This window comes from Nostoc sp. FACHB-190 (assembly GCF_014696905.1).
Lineage (GTDB): Bacteria > Cyanobacteriota > Cyanobacteriia > Cyanobacteriales > Nostocaceae > Nostoc_B.
Window position 1 is genome coordinate 31802 of sequence record NZ_JACJQW010000021.1, and the last position, 19000, is coordinate 50801.

The 19000-nt window shown below is 39.6% G+C and carries 17 protein-coding genes; 8 read left to right on the forward strand and 9 right to left on the reverse strand.

The features are described 5' to 3' along the window. Positions 1–134: 134 nt before the first annotated feature. Complete coding sequence (locus H6G28_RS21250) at positions 135–1358, reverse strand: HhoA/HhoB/HtrA family serine endopeptidase (RefSeq protein ID WP_190592721.1); 1224 nt, start codon at positions 1356–1358, stop codon at positions 135–137. A 367-nt stretch (positions 1359–1725) separates the two neighbouring features. Between H6G28_RS21250 and H6G28_RS21255 the strand changes: the two genes are divergently transcribed. From H6G28_RS21255 to H6G28_RS21265, 3 genes are all read left to right on the forward strand, one after another. Then, positions 1726–2502 (forward strand): hypothetical protein, encoded by a 777-nt coding sequence (locus H6G28_RS21255; protein ID WP_190592720.1) that lies wholly within the window; start codon positions 1726–1728, stop codon positions 2500–2502. Between the two features lie 108 nt (positions 2503–2610). Further along, entirely contained in the window at positions 2611–3333 is a 723-nt protein-coding gene (locus H6G28_RS21260; protein ID WP_190592719.1) for a peptidylprolyl isomerase, read from the forward strand. A 209-nt stretch (positions 3334–3542) separates the two neighbouring features. Continuing rightward, the gene (locus tag H6G28_RS21265) at positions 3543–4931 is read left to right on the forward strand and encodes a CHAT domain-containing protein (RefSeq protein ID WP_190673891.1); all 1389 of its coding nucleotides are present in this window, start codon (positions 3543–3545) and stop codon (positions 4929–4931) included. A gap of 50 nt (positions 4932–4981) precedes the next feature. Here H6G28_RS21265 and H6G28_RS21270 read toward each other — a convergent pair whose 3' ends face one another. Beyond that, entirely contained in the window at positions 4982–6706 is a 1725-nt protein-coding gene (locus H6G28_RS21270; protein WP_190592717.1) for an ABC transporter ATP-binding protein, read from the reverse strand. A 593-nt stretch (positions 6707–7299) separates the two neighbouring features. Between H6G28_RS21270 and psaK the strand changes: the two genes are divergently transcribed. Beyond that, positions 7300–7560: a photosystem I reaction center subunit PsaK gene (gene psaK / locus H6G28_RS21275; protein WP_190673894.1), complete on the forward strand. Its 261-nt coding sequence runs from the start codon at positions 7300–7302 to the stop codon at positions 7558–7560. Positions 7561–7789: 229 nt separating this feature from the next. On the opposite strand, the gene H6G28_RS21280 is transcribed toward psaK, so the two are convergent. From H6G28_RS21280 to H6G28_RS21290, 4 genes are all read right to left on the reverse strand, one after another. Next, complete coding sequence (locus H6G28_RS21280) at positions 7790–8062, reverse strand: cupin domain-containing protein (protein WP_190673897.1); 273 nt, start codon at positions 8060–8062, stop codon at positions 7790–7792. 22 nt (positions 8063–8084) lie between these two features. Continuing rightward, a complete protein-coding gene (locus tag H6G28_RS21285; RefSeq protein WP_190592714.1) occupies positions 8085–8450 on the reverse strand; it encodes a Mo-dependent nitrogenase C-terminal domain-containing protein in 366 nt (121 codons plus the stop codon). A 705-nt stretch (positions 8451–9155) separates the two neighbouring features. Further along, the gene (locus H6G28_RS37410; protein WP_277883240.1) at positions 9156–9290 is read right to left on the reverse strand and encodes a hypothetical protein; all 135 of its coding nucleotides are present in this window, start codon (positions 9288–9290) and stop codon (positions 9156–9158) included. Positions 9291–9731: 441 nt separating this feature from the next. Then, complete coding sequence (locus H6G28_RS21290; protein ID WP_190592713.1) at positions 9732–10184, reverse strand: pyridoxamine 5'-phosphate oxidase family protein; 453 nt, start codon at positions 10182–10184, stop codon at positions 9732–9734. 696 nt (positions 10185–10880) lie between these two features. On the opposite strand from H6G28_RS21290, the gene H6G28_RS21295 reads away from it, so the two are divergent. Beyond that, the gene (locus tag H6G28_RS21295) at positions 10881–13907 is read left to right on the forward strand and encodes a cation-translocating P-type ATPase (RefSeq protein ID WP_190673900.1); all 3027 of its coding nucleotides are present in this window, start codon (positions 10881–10883) and stop codon (positions 13905–13907) included. Between the two features lie 78 nt (positions 13908–13985). Beyond that, on the forward strand, positions 13986–15170 hold the full coding sequence (metK, locus tag H6G28_RS21300) for a methionine adenosyltransferase (RefSeq protein ID WP_190673903.1): 1185 nt from the start codon (positions 13986–13988) through the stop codon (positions 15168–15170). A 129-nt stretch (positions 15171–15299) separates the two neighbouring features. On the opposite strand, the gene H6G28_RS21305 is transcribed toward metK, so the two are convergent. The 3 genes from H6G28_RS21305 to H6G28_RS21315 form a co-directional block, all read right to left on the reverse strand. Then, on the reverse strand, positions 15300–15638 hold the full coding sequence (locus H6G28_RS21305) for a XisI protein (protein ID WP_190673905.1): 339 nt from the start codon (positions 15636–15638) through the stop codon (positions 15300–15302). After that, positions 15626–16042, reverse strand: a complete 417-nt coding sequence (locus H6G28_RS21310) for a XisH family protein (RefSeq protein WP_190673908.1) — start codon at positions 16040–16042, stop codon at positions 15626–15628. Before H6G28_RS21310 ends, H6G28_RS21305 begins: the two co-directional genes overlap by 13 nt. Positions 16043–16116: 74 nt before the next feature. Continuing rightward, positions 16117–16431: a hypothetical protein gene (locus H6G28_RS21315; RefSeq protein ID WP_190673911.1), complete on the reverse strand. Its 315-nt coding sequence runs from the start codon at positions 16429–16431 to the stop codon at positions 16117–16119. A 224-nt stretch (positions 16432–16655) separates the two neighbouring features. Between H6G28_RS21315 and H6G28_RS21320 the strand changes: the two genes are divergently transcribed. After that, positions 16656–17441 carry a class I SAM-dependent methyltransferase gene (locus H6G28_RS21320; RefSeq protein WP_190673915.1) on the forward strand — a complete coding sequence of 262 codons (786 nt, stop codon included), beginning with the start codon at positions 16656–16658 and terminating at the stop codon, positions 17439–17441. 207 nt (positions 17442–17648) lie between these two features. Further along, positions 17649–18815 carry a pyridoxal phosphate-dependent aminotransferase gene (locus H6G28_RS21325; protein ID WP_190592707.1) on the forward strand — a complete coding sequence of 389 codons (1167 nt, stop codon included), beginning with the start codon at positions 17649–17651 and terminating at the stop codon, positions 18813–18815. Positions 18816–19000: the final 185 nt, after the last annotated feature.

Genomic DNA, 19000 nt, shown 5'->3' on the forward strand with positions numbered 1-19000 from the left:
TTCAGGGAGCAAAACGTATTCCTATAGTTCATAAGTCATTACCCGGACATACTATATCAAAGCTGCCATAACTCAAAAAAATACGGGGATAAGCCTAAGCCTATCCCCATTTTTCAGATATCAAAAATTAGCACTTACGAAGTAGCATTTTGTAACTCAGCAGTGCGTACTGATAACTGTTGTGTTTGACTACCTCTTTGGATTTTTACCTGTAAAGCTTGACCAAGGGTGCTATTTTCCACAAAGTTTTGCAACTGTTCAGCATTGGTAATAGCTTGGCCATCTATTTGCAGGATGACATCACCACGGCGAATACCAGCTTTAGCGGCTGGGGAATTGGGGACAACTCGCATCACTAAAACCCCGGTTACTTCTGGAATTTCAAATGTAGAGTTTGGGTCACTGTTATTTTGTTTCGCTAATTCTGGGGTTAATGTGACCATCTGCACGCCTAGATAGGGGTGAGCTACTTTACCATTTTTTTCCAGTTGTGTAGCGATCGCTTTAGCTTTATCAATGGGAATTGCAAAACCAATACCCATCGCATCAGCACGAATCGCGGTGTTAATTCCAATTACTTCACCGCGTTCATTCAACAAAGGGCCACCAGAGTTACCAGGGTTAATGGCTGCGTCAGTTTGAATGAAATCTAGGCGTTTATCCGAAATTCCCACTTGGGCGCTAGAACGCTTGAGGGTGCTGACAATACCCAAAGTAACTGTATTATCAAAACCTAAAGGATTACCAACTGCGATCGCCCAGTCTCCTACTTGTACAGCATTAGAAGAACCTAAAGTTGCAACGGGTAAATCTTTACCAGCGTTAATTTTAACCACCGCTAAATCTGTTACTTCGTCAATACCTTGAACTTTACCGTCAAAGGTACGACCATCCTTGAGGCGGACTGTAACTCTATCGGCTTTGTCTACAACGTGGGCATTAGTTAAAATCAAACCACTTTTATCAATAATGAATCCAGAACCTAGACCACGCAGTTGTTCTGGTGGTAATTGTTGAGAATAACCATCACCAAAAAACTGCCGGAAAAATGGGTCTTCAAAAAATGGGTCAACACGGCGGCGCGTAATTGTGCGTTCCGTGTCAATTCTCACCACTGCTTGACCAACTCGATTCACAGCCGCCGTCACAAAACTACTATTACCGATAGCAGCAGTCGCCGGGGATTGTTTTTGGGCAATCAGTTCTGGTGCATCATCAACCTTCACTGGACTGGGTGCGGGTTCCGCTTGCGAAGGTAACACCTGCAAAGTGCTAACAGTGAGCAAGACTCCCAAAAATATGGCGAAAATATGGGTACTAAGTCTACGTATAGAACGGGTTATTTTGGACAATCGCATAATCACAACCTAAATTTTAGAAGCCGAATTTTTGCTTAGTCGTGACAAATCTCTCTAAAGTTATTTTTACAGCTAGGATGAAATTCCTGTGTACTAACTTTATTGTTACTGCTTTAGATACTCAATACTGGTACTAAAGCATGGTATTAGCTACCTGTAATTTAAATTAATTGAAAATTTCCCTTGATAGCTATTACGGACATTGGCCCTGTACAGGTTCGGATATCACCAGTATCGTTTTACAACGGCAAATTGATGGGAAATTCCAGTTTATAACACTCAAACCTCTTGGGGAGCCTTGATATGACAGTTGAGTTATACCAGGAAGTAGCATGATTGTTGGTAGAGCAATGAGCTAGATTTGTCTATGCAAAGTGTGAATCTTGCAAAAAAGCGAGGGTTTGGTTTAACTGGTGGTTTATGGAACCATTTTGGTATAGTTCTGGTAGAAGCGCCAATTGACGTTGTTAGTTCGGCTTTGTGTAGTTACTTTAATGCTGAGTGTGACACCGATATTTCTCCAATACCATTTAATGAACGAGGCAAACATCGGCTACTTTGGCAATATATTGGACATAACTGGACAATATGGTGGGCTTTCGCATCGGAAGAGATAGCGTTTGCTCTTTCACTCCTGCTTGAAACTAAAACGATAATTCTTTCTTATCAAGGAACAAGCGGTTGGAGTGAGTTCAAGATGTTTCAACACGATAAATTAGTTGAATACTATCTTTTTGGATTTGATGATTCTGGCGATGGGAATCGTGGTGAGCGATTTTTTGGGATGGGATACTTAGATTTGGAAATTGTTCAGGAATGTATCAATCCTAAAAGCTCTTTTCCAGCCTGTTATAGACATCTGTTTAAAAGTTCAACGAGATTGGTGACTGAACAAGAAATGCGAATGTCTTTGGAAGTGATGGAGAAGGCGACAGTGGAGGAGTATGGATTTTTAGATGCAACTCTCCGGTATTATGGAGCTTACATTCCAGACCTGAGTGAGACACCACACCTTTACGATGACTCAACTTCAGATTTCCATCCAACTCGTTTAGATTTTGAAAGAATTGATGCTGTAGTTTTACCTCAAGAGGCATTTTATTGGCGGAATATGCTTCCTGTACCCAGCCGTGTAATAGCATAACAATTCAAATACAGTGGAAGTTTTAAAGTTGATGATGTTGATTGAAAAATTACTAGCTAGATATGTAACAATAATTGCTGGCTGAGACGATCGCAGTTGGGATAAAAAATGACAGAAGCTCTCCAAATTGGCAACCGTACAATCCAGGCTACTGAGCTAGTTCCCTTACTGGCAAGTTACCAAATGTTGCCACAGCTAATTCGGGAATTAATTATCGATGAAGCGATCGCATCTGTAGAATGTACATCAGAAGAAATTACTCGCGCTCAACAGCAGTTTTACCTAGAACGGCAGTTAAAAACCGATGCAGACATTAAAGCCTGGATGGCTTATCACGGTATAACAGTCAATCAACTTGAATCAGTCACAATTCGGAAACTGAAAATCGAGAAATTCAAAATTGCTACTTGGGGTAACAAACTCGAATCATACTTCTTTCAAAACAAAGCCAAGTTAGATAAAGTCATTTATTCCCTACTACGTACTCAAGATATCGGACTTGTCCAAGAACTCTACTTTCGCCTCCAAGCCAAAGAACAGTCATTTGCAGAACTAGCCAAAGAATACTCCCAAGGCCCAGAAGCCCAAACTGGCGGACTAGTCGGCCCAGTTGAACTACAAGCAATTCATCCCGGAATGGTACAGTTACTATCCAGCAGTCAACCCGGTCAAGTTTTACCTCCCGCCCGAATAACCGAATGGGTTGTGATTTTGCGCCTAGAAAAACTCATCCCAGCCCAACTCGATGAGCAGATGAAAGCAAGATTATTGAATGAACTGTTTGAAGCTTGGCTACAAGAACAGCAAAAGCAAATCCAATCTAATTCTTAATCAACACCTAGAAATTTAGGGTATGATTTGAACATAAGAGTGCAGATATCATAAATAAGTTGTGAAGCAGAGAGACACAAAAGACAAGGAGGACAAGGGAGACAAGGTAGAGAAATAGTTGTAAATCATTTAAGATTTCTGCATAACACAACTTTGACTTATTTCTCTTAATCCAGTCAGAATTATTAATAATATTTTTTCATAAAAAAATGAACAAGCGCAGGCTAAACTTATTAGCTCTTTCAACCCTCAGTTTATTCCTAATTGGGCTGGACTTGCTAAAGTTTAGCCAAGCAGAAATCCAAGCCGTTCCGCCAATAGAAAAACAAATTAAACTTCCCGTATCTCGGTTGCAGCCGGATATTATTAAAAAATTACTAGACAGGGAAGATATTAACTCGGCTGTTATCCATATTGAAAGGGGTTGGAAGCAGCAATATGATGAATATATGCAGGTAAAATTGCCTTCAAATCAGGTTATTGAAGTCAACAAAATCAGTCAAACTCTCAAGAATATTAATCAAAAAGTTGGGAAAAAAAGTGCCTTAATATATGCAGTACCAACTGCTGACCAACTCGATTTAATCTTGGTATTACCGGATAAACCACCAATTCACAAACGTATCCCCGAAGCTAAAAAAGAAGTATTGACTAACTTAGTTACAAAATTCCGTAATGATCTTACTAATCCCAGTTCTTCGCGCAAGCGGTATCTAGCTTCCGGTAAGAAAATATATGACTTCCTAATTACTCCTTTGGCATCTGAATTACAAACACAAGGTATTAATAATCTGATATTTTGTTTAGGAGGTGGCTTACGGACTGTTCCTTTAGCGGCGATTTCTGATGGTAAAACATTTTTAATTGAAAAGTATAGTTTAACGATTATTCCGGCTTTTAGTCTGCTCGATTTTCAACTAACCAATATTACAAAAACCCAGGTTTTAGCAATGGGAGCATCAAAATTTCAAAACCTGGAACCTTTACCTGCTGTTCCCTTAGAATTATCTAATATTGTTAACAATAACTGGAAGGGTAAGTCTTTATTAAACCAAGACTTCACTCTCAAAAACTTGAAAAAAGAACGTGCTAAGTATCCTTTTGGAATAGTACATTTTGCTACCCATGCTGAATTTGCTCAGGGTTCTGTGGATAAATCTTATATCCAGTTTTGGGATAAAAAAATTCGCTTAGATGAACTGAAAACTCTCGGACTCAATAACCCTCCAGTGCAGTTATTAGTATTGAGTGCTTGTCGTACGGCGTTGGGTGATCCTCAAGCTGAACTGGGGTTTGCTGGGTTAGCTGTACAGTCAGGCGCAAAAGCCGCTTTAGCAAGTCTGTGGGAGGTGAGTGATGGCGGAACATTGGCTTTGATGCTGCAATTTTACGGAAAACTAAAAACTAATCCAGTTAAGTCAGAAGCCCTACGACAAGCTCAAATTGATATGCTCAAAGAGCGTGTTAGTTTGGAAGATAATCCCCGCATTCGTGGTGCTGCTTCTTCAGAGTTACATGAGTTGAGTGAGCTTGATGAGGATGAATTATCTCATCCTTATTATTGGGCTGGATTTACATTGATTGGTAATCCTTGGTAGTATGACAACTGGCAGGCGATCGCACTTCACAGGTATTTTCTCATTAACCACTAACTAAATTGCTGGGCATAAAATCTAGCATAGCGACCTTCCAGCCTTAATAATTCCTCATGATTCCCTGATTCCATAATTTGCCCTTTTTCTAAAACCAAAATCCGATCGCACCGCCTCACTGTACTCAATCGATGGGCAATAATAAATACTGTCCGGTTCTGCATTAATCTTTCTAGGGCTTCTTGTACCAAGGCTTCCGATTCGGAATCTAATGCAGATGTCGCCTCATCTAATATTAATATCTGTGGGTCGAGCAGCACAGCCCGCGCGATCGCGATTCTTTGGCGTTGTCCACCCGATAGATTTACCCCTCGTTCCCCTACCCAAGTTTGATAACCTTCTGGTAACTGGGTAATAAATTGATGAGCGTTAGCAATTTTCGCGGCTGCTATCACCGCATCCATATCAAAATTATCTTGTCCAAAGGCAATATTTTGGGCGATAGTCCCCGAAAACATCACCGTTTCTTGGGGAACAATGCCAATTTGTCGCCGCAAACTATGTAATCTGACATCCCGAATATCAATATCATCAATCAAAACTTGTCCAGCATCAGGATCATAAAAGCGGGGGAGGAGATTCACAAAGGTGGTTTTTCCCGCGCCAGAAGCACCCACTAGGGCGATCGCTTCTCCGGGTAATGCTAGTAAACTAATATCTTGCAGGACTGGTTCACCGGGTTTGTAAGCAAAGGAAATGTGGCGATATTCTACTTTACCTTTGACTGGGGGCAGGGCGATCGCAATTGTTTTTTCTATTACCCTTGGTTGAATTGCCATTAATTCAAACACTCGGTCTACCGATGCTTCCCCTTGCTTAAACTCATTATAATTTGTTGTGGTGTGTCCTATGGGGTCAATTAACAATGCCGCCGCAGCCAGGTAACTGAAAAAATCCCCCACCGTTAAATTACGCTGATAAATTTGCCACGCTCCCACCATTAGCAAAGATAAAGCACTCAAAGCTTCTAAAAAACCGATGATGGGAATTTGAATGGCTTTGAGGCGTTCGGCGGAATATTTGGCTTTTAAAGAACGTTCGGCTTCATAACCAAAACGAGCGATTTCATAATTTTCGGCTGCAAATGCTTGAACAAGACGAATCCCACTAAAAACTTCTGTCAAAATTGCTGATAAACCCGACACGCGATTTTGACTTTTGAGGGAATATATACGCAATTTTTCCCCAAACCAGCCAATTAACACCCCCATTAATGGTGCAATCACAATTGTGGCGAGTGTGAGTTGCCAATTCAAATAAATCATATATATCGGTATGGCAATCAATTGCAACGCACAGGGAATAAAATCGTGTAGCAATTTATTGACAACTTCCCCAACCCTGTCAATATCTTCTGTGAGGCGGTAAGCTAAATCACCTGTTTTGGCTGTTTCAAAATAGCTTAAATCTAATTTTTGTAAATGACTATATACTTGCTTGCGGAGACCATAAGCCACTCTTAAAGCCACTTTAGCCATGTAGATATCTTGCACAGACTGAAAAAAGCCACGCACCAGAAACACCAAAGCACAAATCCCGGCTAGTTGGGCGATCGCTACTACATTACCTTGTCCAAAAGGTGCGGCTAATTTACCTGCAAGATTAATTAACGTCAGTGTCGCCAGCACATATCCGATAATGCCGATCAAGCCTTTGATAATATTTGCCCATTGAGGTTTGATATATGGCTGTAGTTGCCAGTAATTAGAACGGTTCTTCAAGCTATGACTTCCAGAATGTGATTTTACTCTATTTGACGCTATCAACTTTTGTGTAGTTGCAATTCACCTCATTTTAAAAGCGATCGCCGCTTTTAACATAGCTTGACTGTGGCGATCTCTAAAAAAAGAGAGTTATTATCTGGCTACAAGTAAATTCTGTAGTAAAAATTCTAACTACCATTCTTAAAATAAATGGCATCACATTTAAAGAGAGACTATGGGACTAATATTTGATTTGGGAAAAAAATCAGTACACTCATATCAGCCGTCTTTCCTACTCCCTACTCCCCATTCCCTACTCCCTGCCTACACAATTAGATTCAGGAATTAAACCGTATTCCTATATAAATTCTACAGGATGAGACAAAAGGCAGTTTCAATTAAACAAAGTTTACAATTAAAGATAAAAGTAGCGTAAACTACTCCTGACTCCCACTATTAAACTATCAGTAGCCACAGCCAGATAGTTGTTTATATTAAGGATTGAAAATAACTGTTAAATATTGCTGCAAAACGGGGAGTTTTCTTGAATAATCTTCCTAGATTTCCCGATGATATTTTCTAATCATTCACACATTCAGGAGCAAAATCTAGTGCTGACTTCCACTTTACTGGCTGCTGCCACTGCCCCTCTACAATGGAGTCCCGCGATCGGCCTTATCATGATTGTTGCTAACATCATCGCCATCGCCTTTGGCAAATCTAGCATTCAGTATCCTACTTCCGAGCCAGCGTTACCCGAAGCAAAATTCTTTGGTGGTTTTGGTTTACCTGCATTACTAGCCACTACAGCCTTTGGTCACATTTTAGGCGTAGGCATCATCTTAGGATTGCATTATCTGGGTAGATTCTAAACTCTATAGCTCAGTTTGCCTTTAGTTCCGTATTGTTTTGTCTCAACGCTATTGAGCTAGAAATTAGTATTTCTGGCTCTTTCGTATCTGCAAGAATGCGGGAGGATTTATCTCACGCAGAGGCGCAGAGGACGCAGAGATGTAGTGAGAGAATATATCACTCAGCACTCACACTTCGGCTACTTCGGCTGCGCTCAGTACAAGTGCGCTCAGTGTACAGCACCGTATATTAAGAAAAGTAATAATGCTTTCTTACGTTGCTGATAATTTCCCAAGTACAGGACATACCAGCCGGAAAAGTTACCAAATCTCCTTTACCCATCTGCACTGCTTGTCCGCCATCCGGCGTAACAATGACATCACCTGTCAAAAAATAGCACGTCTCTTCAGTATCGTAAGTCCAAGAAAATTGAGATACTTCTTTTTCCCAAATCTCCCATGTGAACACACCCAAATTGTTTAGATATTCTTGACTGGGTTGATGTTCAATTTTAATTGCCATATTTTGTGTTCTCAGTTTGCGTTTAACAGTATGACTGAATATCTTCGCCACACTGATCTACTAAATAACACAAAGCTCGAAAACGCAAGCCAACAAATTGGTCATACAGAGGGTTCAGTTTGCACATAGGGGGAATGTGGGCTATGGTACGACCGAACAACACAATATCACGCTCAAAAGGACATTGGGCTGGAATCAATTTTGCAATAAAGTGTGCTAGTTCTCGATTTTGAATTTCGAGTTCATCTAACCATTGACGTAATGGTTTTAGAACATCATAACGAGATTTACCTAAGAAATTTTGGCTGGCTAAATTTGTGGTATGCTCAAAAGTCTCAGCTTGAATGAAAGCAGGAAGAATAATAGATAAGTTAGTAGTTTTAGGCATAATCGTTAGTAATTGTTTCTGAGGTTGATATACTAGTAGGCTGCACATTTAAGTCTATCCACGCAATTTATTCCAGTAAGATATGTGGCGCTTGCAGACATAAGTTACTGTAAGCACAAAATGCTTATTTGGTTTACAAAATGCGGGGAAACGTTGACTTAATTGATATTTAAACTCACCGTATGGTGGAGAACTGTCCCGTTAAATACAAAATAACAAAGAAAAGATAAAAGTGGGATTTTTTTAACTTATTGATTGCTGATACCGGAAATAGCAATTTCATATATTCAGTTTAGATGATACGTACAGAAACTGTATAGTATCCGTAGATTGAATTTGGTGAGCTAAAACGCAGTAATATTCTGACTTTAGCTAGACTTATCAGGAATGAGCTTTTTAGGCTAAATGATTGTAGGATATGGAGTATCAAATAAATTGTTATATACGCTACATAAGTCCCCCCCAATCTTATTTAATTAGTTACTTAAAATCCTTTGATAAGTAAAGACTAATAATGTTGCGTAGGTAACCAAACAGAACATCAGGGACGTAAAGTACAGCATATTTCTAATTTTTGAATGCTGAAGAACTGCCGGATTTACAATCAATATAAATACTCACCAAATAAAATCTTTATGCTATCTTCACACAATCTTCAAATAATTTACTTGAGTTTTGTGTAATTAAAACTAATACCGTTTCACTTTAAAAATGAGACAAATAAACAAGCAGCGCCTTGACTCTATTCGGCGATCGCAAGCAGAGGAAGTGATTTATATCAGTAATTTCGTGAATTGGTATAAGATTCAACTCTGCTTCTATACCAATCCATGAATTCATGCCTGTTACCAATACTGTAATGCCGCTTCAAATTGACTATCAAATATTAGTCCCATAATGTAATTTTTCACCTAAGAAATAACCTGGGAATATGACAAACTTTCAGCTATTCATCTTGAATAATCAAGAGTTTGACTGTGATTTGCTTATATCCCCAGGACGGAAGTTTACTACTACTGCCAGTAAGAAAAATATCTTTATATTAGTTGTGTTAGCGTCTAACTAAAGAAATAGGTTTTTTGCAGTTAATTGGCTCAATAGTAGAATTGATCACACATTAGTTATTTGGCTTTTGTGCCACTGCCCATCTTCGCCTTTTTCGTAATCGCGCTTTACTCCACTTCAAGCAACTTTAAAAGCACTTTTCTGATATGTGAACAGCCAAGACAAGGAGGACAGGGTAGACAAGATAGAGAGATGTTTGTAAATTATTTAGGATTGCTATAGGGAAGAAAAATTGATGGTTTGGGGATGATAACTTGAACTACTATCCCAATAATCGGCTTGTTTAATATTGACTTGGAGTAATGCTAAATCTGGCTGATCTAAGCCTTGAGAAAACCAAGTTTCTAATTCTGGTTTCCATAATTCTGCCATTTTTTGGCGGTCTTTGAGGAGTTGTGCTGTACCAGAAATGGAAACGTAAAGCTGCTGTTCACAGGAAGAAAAACTCACATTTACCTGCTGATTATGTTCAATTTCACTGACTCTATGGGAGTTGGAACTAGTAAAAAACCAGATTCTTCCTTCTAAATCTATTTCTTTGATTGAGTACATAGGACAACTGTGCAAGCTACCATCATCATTGACTGTGGTCAACATTCCAGAGTCAATATTTTGGATTAATTCTTGCAGTTGTTGAATTTGGCGATCGCTGTTTGTGGAAATTGTCATAATCTTAGACGTTTCTGTTAACTGATTTGGATATTTTTCTGATTACAGCCAATATTTAATTCTGGCGCAATCTATTTTTTATTCTTAACATTTACCTTAATTTATAGCTTGAGTCTAAAGACATAATTTTGCTGTATATACTAATGGATTACCGACTTATTAGATAAGTCAGGAATCTGAATTATGCAAATATAATTAATACTTGAGATATAAATTTAAAATTTTCTCTGTGACTTTCGGATGATGGAAACAGTTGAGAGTTTGACTACGCTTTTATAGCAGTCTTAGTTGATGGTCAATCAGCGATCGCTAAAGATTTGTTAAATATAGTCTCAGATTTTAATACCGATGTTTATAAAATAACTAACGGTGCGGCTGATTTACGGTTAATAGTACACTCAGATCAGGCTTCTTTCCTACTCCCGACTCCCCATTCCCTATTCCCTACCTACACAAATAAATTCAGAAATCAAACCGGATTCCTATAGTTTCATAAAACTTAACGATGCTGAGAAATCAAAATCAATCAACATAAATAAAAATTAATCTATTTTGCCTACTTCATTAAGTTATAGGCTTTGAAAGGCTTAACATTTCTATTAACAGAAATACAGTCACATATCCTATAATTTTGCTAATGGAGATATATATCAAAATTGCAGTTTTGCAAGAGCAAGCACGGGGGCAAAAATTGCAGTGATTCAAGCAGTACATACCAAAGTTAAAGGCAGAGCTAGATATAAAGTAGAAGAACTTCACAATTCAGCAGAACTCAAAGATTATCTGGAGCGATCGCTGTTAAATTATCCAGAAATCAAGTTTGTGAATGCTAATCCTTTAACTAGCAAAGTTTTAGTCTATTTTCATCAAGAAAAAAGCTATAAAGATATAGCAATTATTATCGAAAGTGTTTTATTAACATACCAAGGCAAGAGTAAGTTAATTTCAACCAAGAAAAAAGAGAAAAACTTAAAAACTCACAAACCAACTGTTAATAATCTTCAAAAACAAAACCAAGCAGACTGGTATTTAATTCCGTCCGATAAAGTTGTTCACAAATTAAATACCTCACCAACATGGGGATTATCCAGTGAATTAGCCAGTGCCAATCTGCATAAATATGGTGCTAATGTCCTGGCGCAAACAGAAACTCGCTCTGATTTAAGCATTATTGTTGAGCAATTTCAATCTCTACCGGTGGCATTACTCGGTGTGGCGGCGGGAGTATCAATATTCACGGGTGGAGTGATTGACGCGGCGGTAATTTTAGGTGTAGTAATTCTCAATGCTGCTATTGGTTACACCACCGAAAGTCAATCAGAAAAAATCATTCATTCCCTAAAAAATCGAGACCAACCATCAACATGGGTAATTAGAGACGGTAAACCGCAAGAAATCCCTACAGAAAATGTTGTTTTAGGGGATGTTTTAACCCTTAAACCGGGCAGTTATATAGCCGCAGATGCGCGATTAATTGCCGCAGATAATCTGAGTATTGATGAATCTGCCTTAACAGGTGAAAGCCTCCCCATCACGAAAACAGATGATTTGCTTATGGGTGAGGATATCCCATTAGGCGATCGCTTGAACATGGCCTATAAAGGCACTTTTGTTACAGGTGGTCAAGGACTGGCGGTGGTTGTCGCCACGGGACAGAATACCGAAATGGGACATATTCAGCAACTTGTAGGCGAAGCCACCGCAATGGAAACACCCCTCGCCAAACAACTAGACCAAGTAGGTAGCCAGTTGGTATTAATCAGTATGGGTATTTGCGGTGTCGTCTTTGGTTTGGGCGTGTGGCGGGGATATGGTTTAGTACAGATGTTGAAATCATCCATATCTTTAGCTGTGGCGGCGGTTCCCGAAGGCTTACCCACCGTGGCGACTACCACCCTCGCCCTTGGTATCCGCGATATGCGCCGCAACCGCGTCCTCGTACGTAGCCTGAGTGCAGTTGAAGCTTTGGGTTCAGTTCAAACAATTTGTATGGATAAAACCGGCACATTGACAGAAAATAAAATGTCAGTTGTCGAAATTCAAAGCAATACCCACAACATTAAAGTTACGGACGGGGAATTTATCACCGGGGAAAAAACCATCAACCCCTACAGTAATGATGAACTATTAAAACTAATTCATGTCTCAGTTCTTTGCAACGAAAGCCAAGTCAGCCGCGCGGGAAATGGTCAGTATGAAGTCATCGGTTCCGCTACAGAAAACGCCCTGATTTACATGGGTATTAGTTCTGGGGTAGATATTATTGACCTCAAACAAAAATATCCCTTAGTGCAAACCAACTTGCGGTCAGAAAATCGCAACCTGATGAGTACAATTCACGAGACTGATGATGGTAATAAATTTGTCGCCGTCAAAGGTAGCCCCGCCGAAGTGGTGGAACTTTGCCAAACATGGGTAAAACATGGGGAAATAGTAGAATTAACCCCAGCAGATAAAAGAGCGATCGCTATAGAAAATGATCGCATGGCCGGGAAAGCATTACGCGTTTTAGGGATAGCCTATAACCAGATTAACCAGTCATCAACCAACAATAACCATGAAACAGACTTAATTTGGTTAGGTTTGGTCGGAATGGCCGACCCCATTAGGAAAGGTGCAAAAGAACTAATTCACGACTTCCATCAAGCCGGAATTGCTACCGTGATGATTACCGGCGACCAAAGCCCCACAGCTTATGCGATCGCCAAAGAATTAGAATTAAGTCAAGAACAACAATTAGAAATTCTCGACTCCAGCAACCTAAATAACCTCACACCCGAAGCCTTAACCGCCCTCAGCGACAAAGTAGATGTCTTCGCCCGCATCAGTCCCAGCAATAAACTGCAAATAGTCCAAGCCTTGCAAGCCGCCGGGAAAGTCGTCGCCATGACAGGGGATGGAATTAACGACGCACCCGCCTTAAAAGCCGCCCAAGTTGGTGTAGCTATGGGTAAAGGCGGTACAGATGTCGCCAGAGAAGTTGCAGATATTGTTTTAGAAGACGACCGACTCGAAACCATGATTGTCGCCGTCAGTCGCGGACGTACAATATATAACAACATCCGCAAATCTGTACATTTCCTCCTCGCCACCAACCTCAGCGAAATCATGGTAATGACAGTAGCCACCGCCGCAGGTATTGGCGAACCCTTAAATGCAATTCAACTACTCTGGCTAAACTTAGTAACCGACATCTTCCCCGGCTTATCCTTAGCAATGGAAGCCCCAGAACCAGACGTTTTGAGTCAGCCACCCCGCAACCCCGACGAACCAATCATTAAAAAATCCGATTTTGGGCGAATTGTCTTTGAGTCTGCTGGTTTATCTGTGAGTACCTTACTCGCTTACGCCTACGCCATTCGCAGATATGGTTTTAGCCCCCAAGCCAGTACCATTGCCTTTTTCACCCTAACCTCAAGCCAATTGCTGCATACATTTAGCTGTCGTTCTGAACACCACAGCCTATTTAGTAAAGAAAAACTCCCACGAAATGGCTATTTAAATGCTGCCCTTATCGGTTCCTTTGCTATTCAAATTTTAGCGATCGCCCTGCCACCATTGCGGAATCTTTTAAAGATTACTCCAATTAACTTTGTCGATACTGCCGTCATTATTGGTAGTGCATTGTGGCCTCTATTGTTAAGTGAATCAACAAAGAATATTCAGCCAAATCTTAATAGTGCTTTACCCTTACTACCTCCAGAAAAAACACAACAAAGTTAAATTACACCTTCTTCTCTCTGCGTCCTCTGCGTCTCTGCGGTTCGTTAAAAAAAATGTCGCGCCAAGACACTAAATCTTATGAAAAAAGACTTCATGTTCACATCAGAATCAGTCACCGAAGGACATCCTGATAAATTGTGCGATCAAATCAGCGATGCCATAGTAGACAGATTCTTACAACAAGACCCCTACGCCAGAGTCATTACCGAATGTGCTGCATCCACAGGCATATTATTTATTGCTGCCCGATTTGAACCCAACACCAACGTAGACTTTACCAATATTGCCAGACAAGTAATCGAACAAATTGGTTACGAACAAAAAGAATTTAACAGTAAAACTTGTAGTATTTTGACCAGCTTGCGAGAATTACCCGCCAGTCAAACTCACTTATTTGATGAACATAATTTATCTGATGAAGAGATAGAAAAAATTACCGTTACCAATCAAGTAACAGTATTTGGCTTTGCCTGTAATCAAACCTATACTCTCATGCCCTTGCCGATTTGGTTAGCGCATAAATTAGCCAGACAATTAAGCGAAGTCCGACACAAAAATATTTTGCCATATCTAACACCTGATGGTAAAACCCAAGTAGGAGTAGAATACCGCGATCGCCGTCCTTATCGAATCCATAGTATTACCGTCATTGCCAGTCAAAATAAAGCAGGCAAACCAGATTACCAACAATTACAAGATGATATTCGGGAAACAGTGATTAATCCTGTATTTGAGAATGAAGAAATTCGCCCCGATGCCAAAACCAGAATATTTATTAATCCCGATGGCGCATTTATTAAAGGCGGGCCAGCAGTACATTCAGGGTTAACTGGGAGAAAAAATGCGATCGATACCTACGGCGAATATTCTAAACATAGCGGTTCAGCCTTGAGTGGCAAAGACCCCATTAGAATTGATAGAATCGGCGCTTACATTGCCCGTTATGCTGCCAAAAATATAGTCGCCGCCAAACTTGCTGACGAATGTGAAGTGCAACTCAGTTATTCCATTGGTTTGTCTCGTCCCGTGAGTATTCAAGTAGAGACATTTGGTACAGGTAAAATATCAGACGAAGAAATTACTAACTTATTAGAAAAGTATTTTGATTTCCGTCTGGCAGGAATTATTAAACAATTTAATTTAAGACATTTACCCACAATTCATCAAGACGGTTTTTATCGCCAACTCGCAGTTTATGGCCATGTAGGAAGAATGGATATAGATTTACCCTGGGAAAAAACAGATAAAGTCGGTGTATTTTGAGATGAAATAATTTTTTATAACTCAATTACAACATTGTTCATTCCAATGAGGTACATTCTTCTAGCCTTGAGCATCCTAGCCTCTAGCCTCTATCTGTACTGCACTAAAGCAAAAGACGCTGTATGTGCATTAACCCACAGCAAAATCTGTGTACTTCCGCACATAAGGCGCGTGATAAGCCAACACAATATCTTGCTTTGGTACTCCCTTCGCCACTAACTGATCTGCAATTGCATCTTCAGTTCCATCATGTTGAACCCAAATTTTTCCATCTATAATATCAACGTGCAGCACACAACCATAAATGCGGGTACTGCTATTTTTCCAGCCTAAATTGACAAGTTGATAGTGATCACCATCCCGATCAAAAATTGTTTGACTTTTGATTGGGTCACTTGGAGAACGCAATTTTGCTCTTTCTATTAACAATTCCTGAATTAGTTGACGATACAAATTTAATTTATCCATTGGGCAATCTCCTGCTTTTCGATGTTATATACTAACAACGGAATTTGGTTACGGCGAATAACGGTTTGAATAAATGAATATTTGAAAAACCGCCTGTAAATATCTATTGGAACTGCCAAATATAATCTTCTATCTGCTTCCTCTTCCTCCAAAGCAATGCGATAGTTAATAAATTGTCCAATCGCAGTATGAAATTCCGAGATTGTTGAGGCTGATAAGAAAGTTTTAATTTCAACAGCAATTTTCTCGTCATTTCTTGTTGCTGCAATTAAGCGTTCTGCACCTAAATCAATATAAAAATCTACAAATCCTAAATCAATATGATACGGGTCGTGAGTGATTGTCCATCCCTCATTTTCAAGGGCTGTTCTTACAAGCTCATGAAACGCATCTTTGGCAGGCATTCCAGACAATTCCTCAATATCTAGCAGTGTTTACTTAATTTTATCGTCTATTACCAAATTTTAACTAAATTTAACTACTGAAAACCTGGTAACTTACCAAAATAGATAAATAACAGAATTGCTGATATTGCTAACCAGAGATTCTTTGAAAGTTCTTGACTATATTTATACTTTTCAAAATCCTTAGCAAATGGCGTAATTCCTCGTTCGTATAAATAACAAAACTCAAACCATAACCATAAGGGTGGCATCACAATCCAAAATGCTATCAGTGCTTTTTTGATATTATCTGACCAATCAAATAAAATAGCACCTACAACCGAAATTAACAGCACAACAAGAGTAATTCTGGCAAACATTTCTGTGGCATTATATTTTATGCGATTCATGGTCACGCCTCCTTGAGATTTATTTGTCTAGAGTACCCAAATGTTATGCACGGCTAACAATAGTAGTCCTGTTTGATAAATGAATGAAAGAGACAAGGTAGAAAAGGTAGACAAGGGAGAAATGTTTATAATGTTGTTGCACTAAAGTTGTACTAGCAATTGTTACAAAAAACTAGGATGTAGTAATATCAGTTGGATACTACATCAAAGATTTGCATCATATTATGAAAAGATTGGAACTGATATTGCCAAATCAAATCCGTAAATTTAGTTTTGTATCGATTGCGGGAATTATTTTGATTGCTGTAATTGCTTGGTGGCTGAGTGCAAATCAACCAGAAATTACAAATGTTGACTCTAGCAAAATTTATGAACAAAGAGTTAATCATAGTCCCGATGGAATTGGCAAATTTTATATGGGACGAGAAATAGCTAAAGTTATGGGACACACAGGTGCAGGTTGGCTAGAACGTCCTAGCCGCGAGTTAGAAGAACAGCCAAGCAAAATAGTTAGTGCTTTGGATTTAAAACCCAATGATGTAGTTGCCGATATTGGTGCTGGTACAGGTTATCTGAGTTTTTTAATTGCACCTTTATTACCCCAAGGAAAAGTTTTGGCGGTAGATATTCAGCCAGAAATGCTAGAGATAATTCAAGATAGTAAACAAAAGAAAAAAATTACTAATGTTGAACCAATTTTAGCAACCATTGATAATCCCAATTTGCCAGCACAAAGTATTGATCTGGCTTTAATGGTAGATGCTTACCACGAATTTGCATATCCTTACGAAGTGATGCAAGGAATTGTCAAAGCACTGAAACCAGGGGGTAGAGTCGTATTGGTAGAATACCGGGGTGAAAATCCCTTCATCATGATTAAAACCCTGCATAAAATGACACAAAAACAAGTGCAGAAAGAAATGCAGGCTGTTGGTTTAGTGTGGCGCGAGACTAAGAACCTGTTACCCCAACAGCATTTGATGGTGTTTGCCAAGCAAGCTTCTCAGTAAGGGAATCAAGGGAGACTGGGGGGACAAGGAGGACAAGGGAGACAGGGGAGACAGATATTTGTAAATCCCTAAGAGATTATTGAACATTCTGGTGTAAAGTAGAACAAAAAATATAAAGATGAAAAGGAATTACCCAAAAGGCAAATCTTGGTAGGGTTTCTGGGATATCCTAAGATAAGTGAGAGATTTGCCAAAGAATAAGTAAGAATGAAACTGGCAGCAAGAGTAAGTCAGGTAAAACCTTCTTTAACCTTAGCGATCGCAGCTAAAGCTAAGGCGATGAAGGCAGAAGGTATAGATGTTTGTAGTTTTAGTGCTGGTGAACCGGATTTTGACACCCCAGCACATATTAAAGCCGCAGCAGCAAAAGCTTTGGCAGAAGGTAAAACCAAGTATGGCCCAGCACCTGGAGAACCAAAGTTAAGGGAAGCGATCGCCCAAAAGCTGAAATCTGATAACGGTTTAGATTACAAAGCAGAAAATGTCATCGTCACCAATGGCGGTAAACATTCTTTGTACAATTTGATATTGTCACTCATCGATCCGGGTGATGAGGTGATTATTCCGGCTCCCTATTGGCTGAGTTATCCCGAAATGGTAACTTTAGCAGGTGGCGTATCCGTGATTGTCAACACAGATGCTTCCACAGGCTATAAAATTACACCGGAACAACTGCGCCAAGCCATCACCCCCAAAACCAAGTTATTTGTCCTCAACTCCCCCTCCAACCCGACGGGGATGGTTTACACGCCAGAGGAAATAAAAGCTTTGGCACAGGTAATAGTTGATGCAGATATCTATGTAGTCTCCGATGAGATTTACGAAAAAATTCTCTACGACGGTGCAGAACATATCAGCATTGGTTCCCTGGGACAAGAAATTTTTGAGCGCACCTTTATTAGTAATGGGTTTGCCAAAGCTTATTCTATGACAGGTTGGCGCTTGGGTTACTTAGCCGGGCCAGTCGAGATTATTAAAGCTGCCAACTCCATTCAAGGGCATAGTACATCTAATGTGTGTACCTTTGCTCAATATGGTGCGATCGCAGCCTTAGAAGAATCTCAAGACTGTGTAGCTGAAATGTTGCAAGCTTTCACCAAGCGGCGACAAGTCATGCTAGAGCGAATCAATGCCATTCCCGGTTTATATTGTCCCAAACCAGACGGCGCTTTTTATCTGTTCCCCGACATCAGCAAAACCGGACTTAAATCTCTAGAATTTTGCGACGCATTGATTGAAGAACATCAAGTTGCAGTCATTCCCGGAATTGCTTTTGGTGCAGATAATAACATTCGCCTTTCCTACGCCACCGATTTAGCCACAATCGAAAAAGGCTTGGATAGATTAGAGAAATTTGTGCGTTCAAGAATTTAATTTAGGGTCATTTGTTATTGGTCATTTGTCTTATGACAGATGACCAAAATAATACCAATTCCCAATTCGCAATTGCCAATGCAAATAATACACCCTTTTTCTTAGGTGATTTCATATAGTAGATTTCCCTGATGAATGAAATAAAAAATAGTGCTTAACTGCCGAAAAATTAAACATATAAAAGG

Coding starts and splice junctions, on each gene's coding strand:
- H6G28_RS21315 (WP_190673911.1), bottom strand. CDS start 16,431: ATGAATCGCATAAAATATAATGCCACAGAAATGTTTGCCAGAATTACT.
- H6G28_RS21280 (WP_190673897.1), bottom strand. CDS start 8,062: ATGGCAATTAAAATTGAACATCAACCCAGTCAAGAATATCTAAACAAT.
- H6G28_RS21305 (WP_190673905.1), bottom strand. CDS start 15,638: ATGGATAAATTAAATTTGTATCGTCAACTAATTCAGGAATTGTTAATA.
- H6G28_RS21265 (WP_190673891.1), top strand. CDS start 3,543: ATGAACAAGCGCAGGCTAAACTTATTAGCTCTTTCAACCCTCAGTTTA.
- H6G28_RS21250 (WP_190592721.1), bottom strand. CDS start 1,358: ATGCGATTGTCCAAAATAACCCGTTCTATACGTAGACTTAGTACCCAT.
- H6G28_RS21255 (WP_190592720.1), top strand. CDS start 1,726: ATGCAAAGTGTGAATCTTGCAAAAAAGCGAGGGTTTGGTTTAACTGGT.
- H6G28_RS21310 (WP_190673908.1), bottom strand. CDS start 16,042: ATGCCTGCCAAAGATGCGTTTCATGAGCTTGTAAGAACAGCCCTTGAA.
- metK (WP_190673903.1), top strand. CDS start 13,986: ATGAAAAAAGACTTCATGTTCACATCAGAATCAGTCACCGAAGGACAT.
- H6G28_RS21290 (WP_190592713.1), bottom strand. CDS start 10,184: ATGACAATTTCCACAAACAGCGATCGCCAAATTCAACAACTGCAAGAA.
- H6G28_RS21260 (WP_190592719.1), top strand. CDS start 2,611: ATGACAGAAGCTCTCCAAATTGGCAACCGTACAATCCAGGCTACTGAG.
- H6G28_RS37410 (WP_277883240.1), bottom strand. CDS start 9,290: ATGAATTCATGGATTGGTATAGAAGCAGAGTTGAATCTTATACCAATT.
- H6G28_RS21325 (WP_190592707.1), top strand. CDS start 17,649: ATGAAACTGGCAGCAAGAGTAAGTCAGGTAAAACCTTCTTTAACCTTA.
- H6G28_RS21320 (WP_190673915.1), top strand. CDS start 16,656: ATGAAAAGATTGGAACTGATATTGCCAAATCAAATCCGTAAATTTAGT.
- H6G28_RS21285 (WP_190592714.1), bottom strand. CDS start 8,450: ATGCCTAAAACTACTAACTTATCTATTATTCTTCCTGCTTTCATTCAA.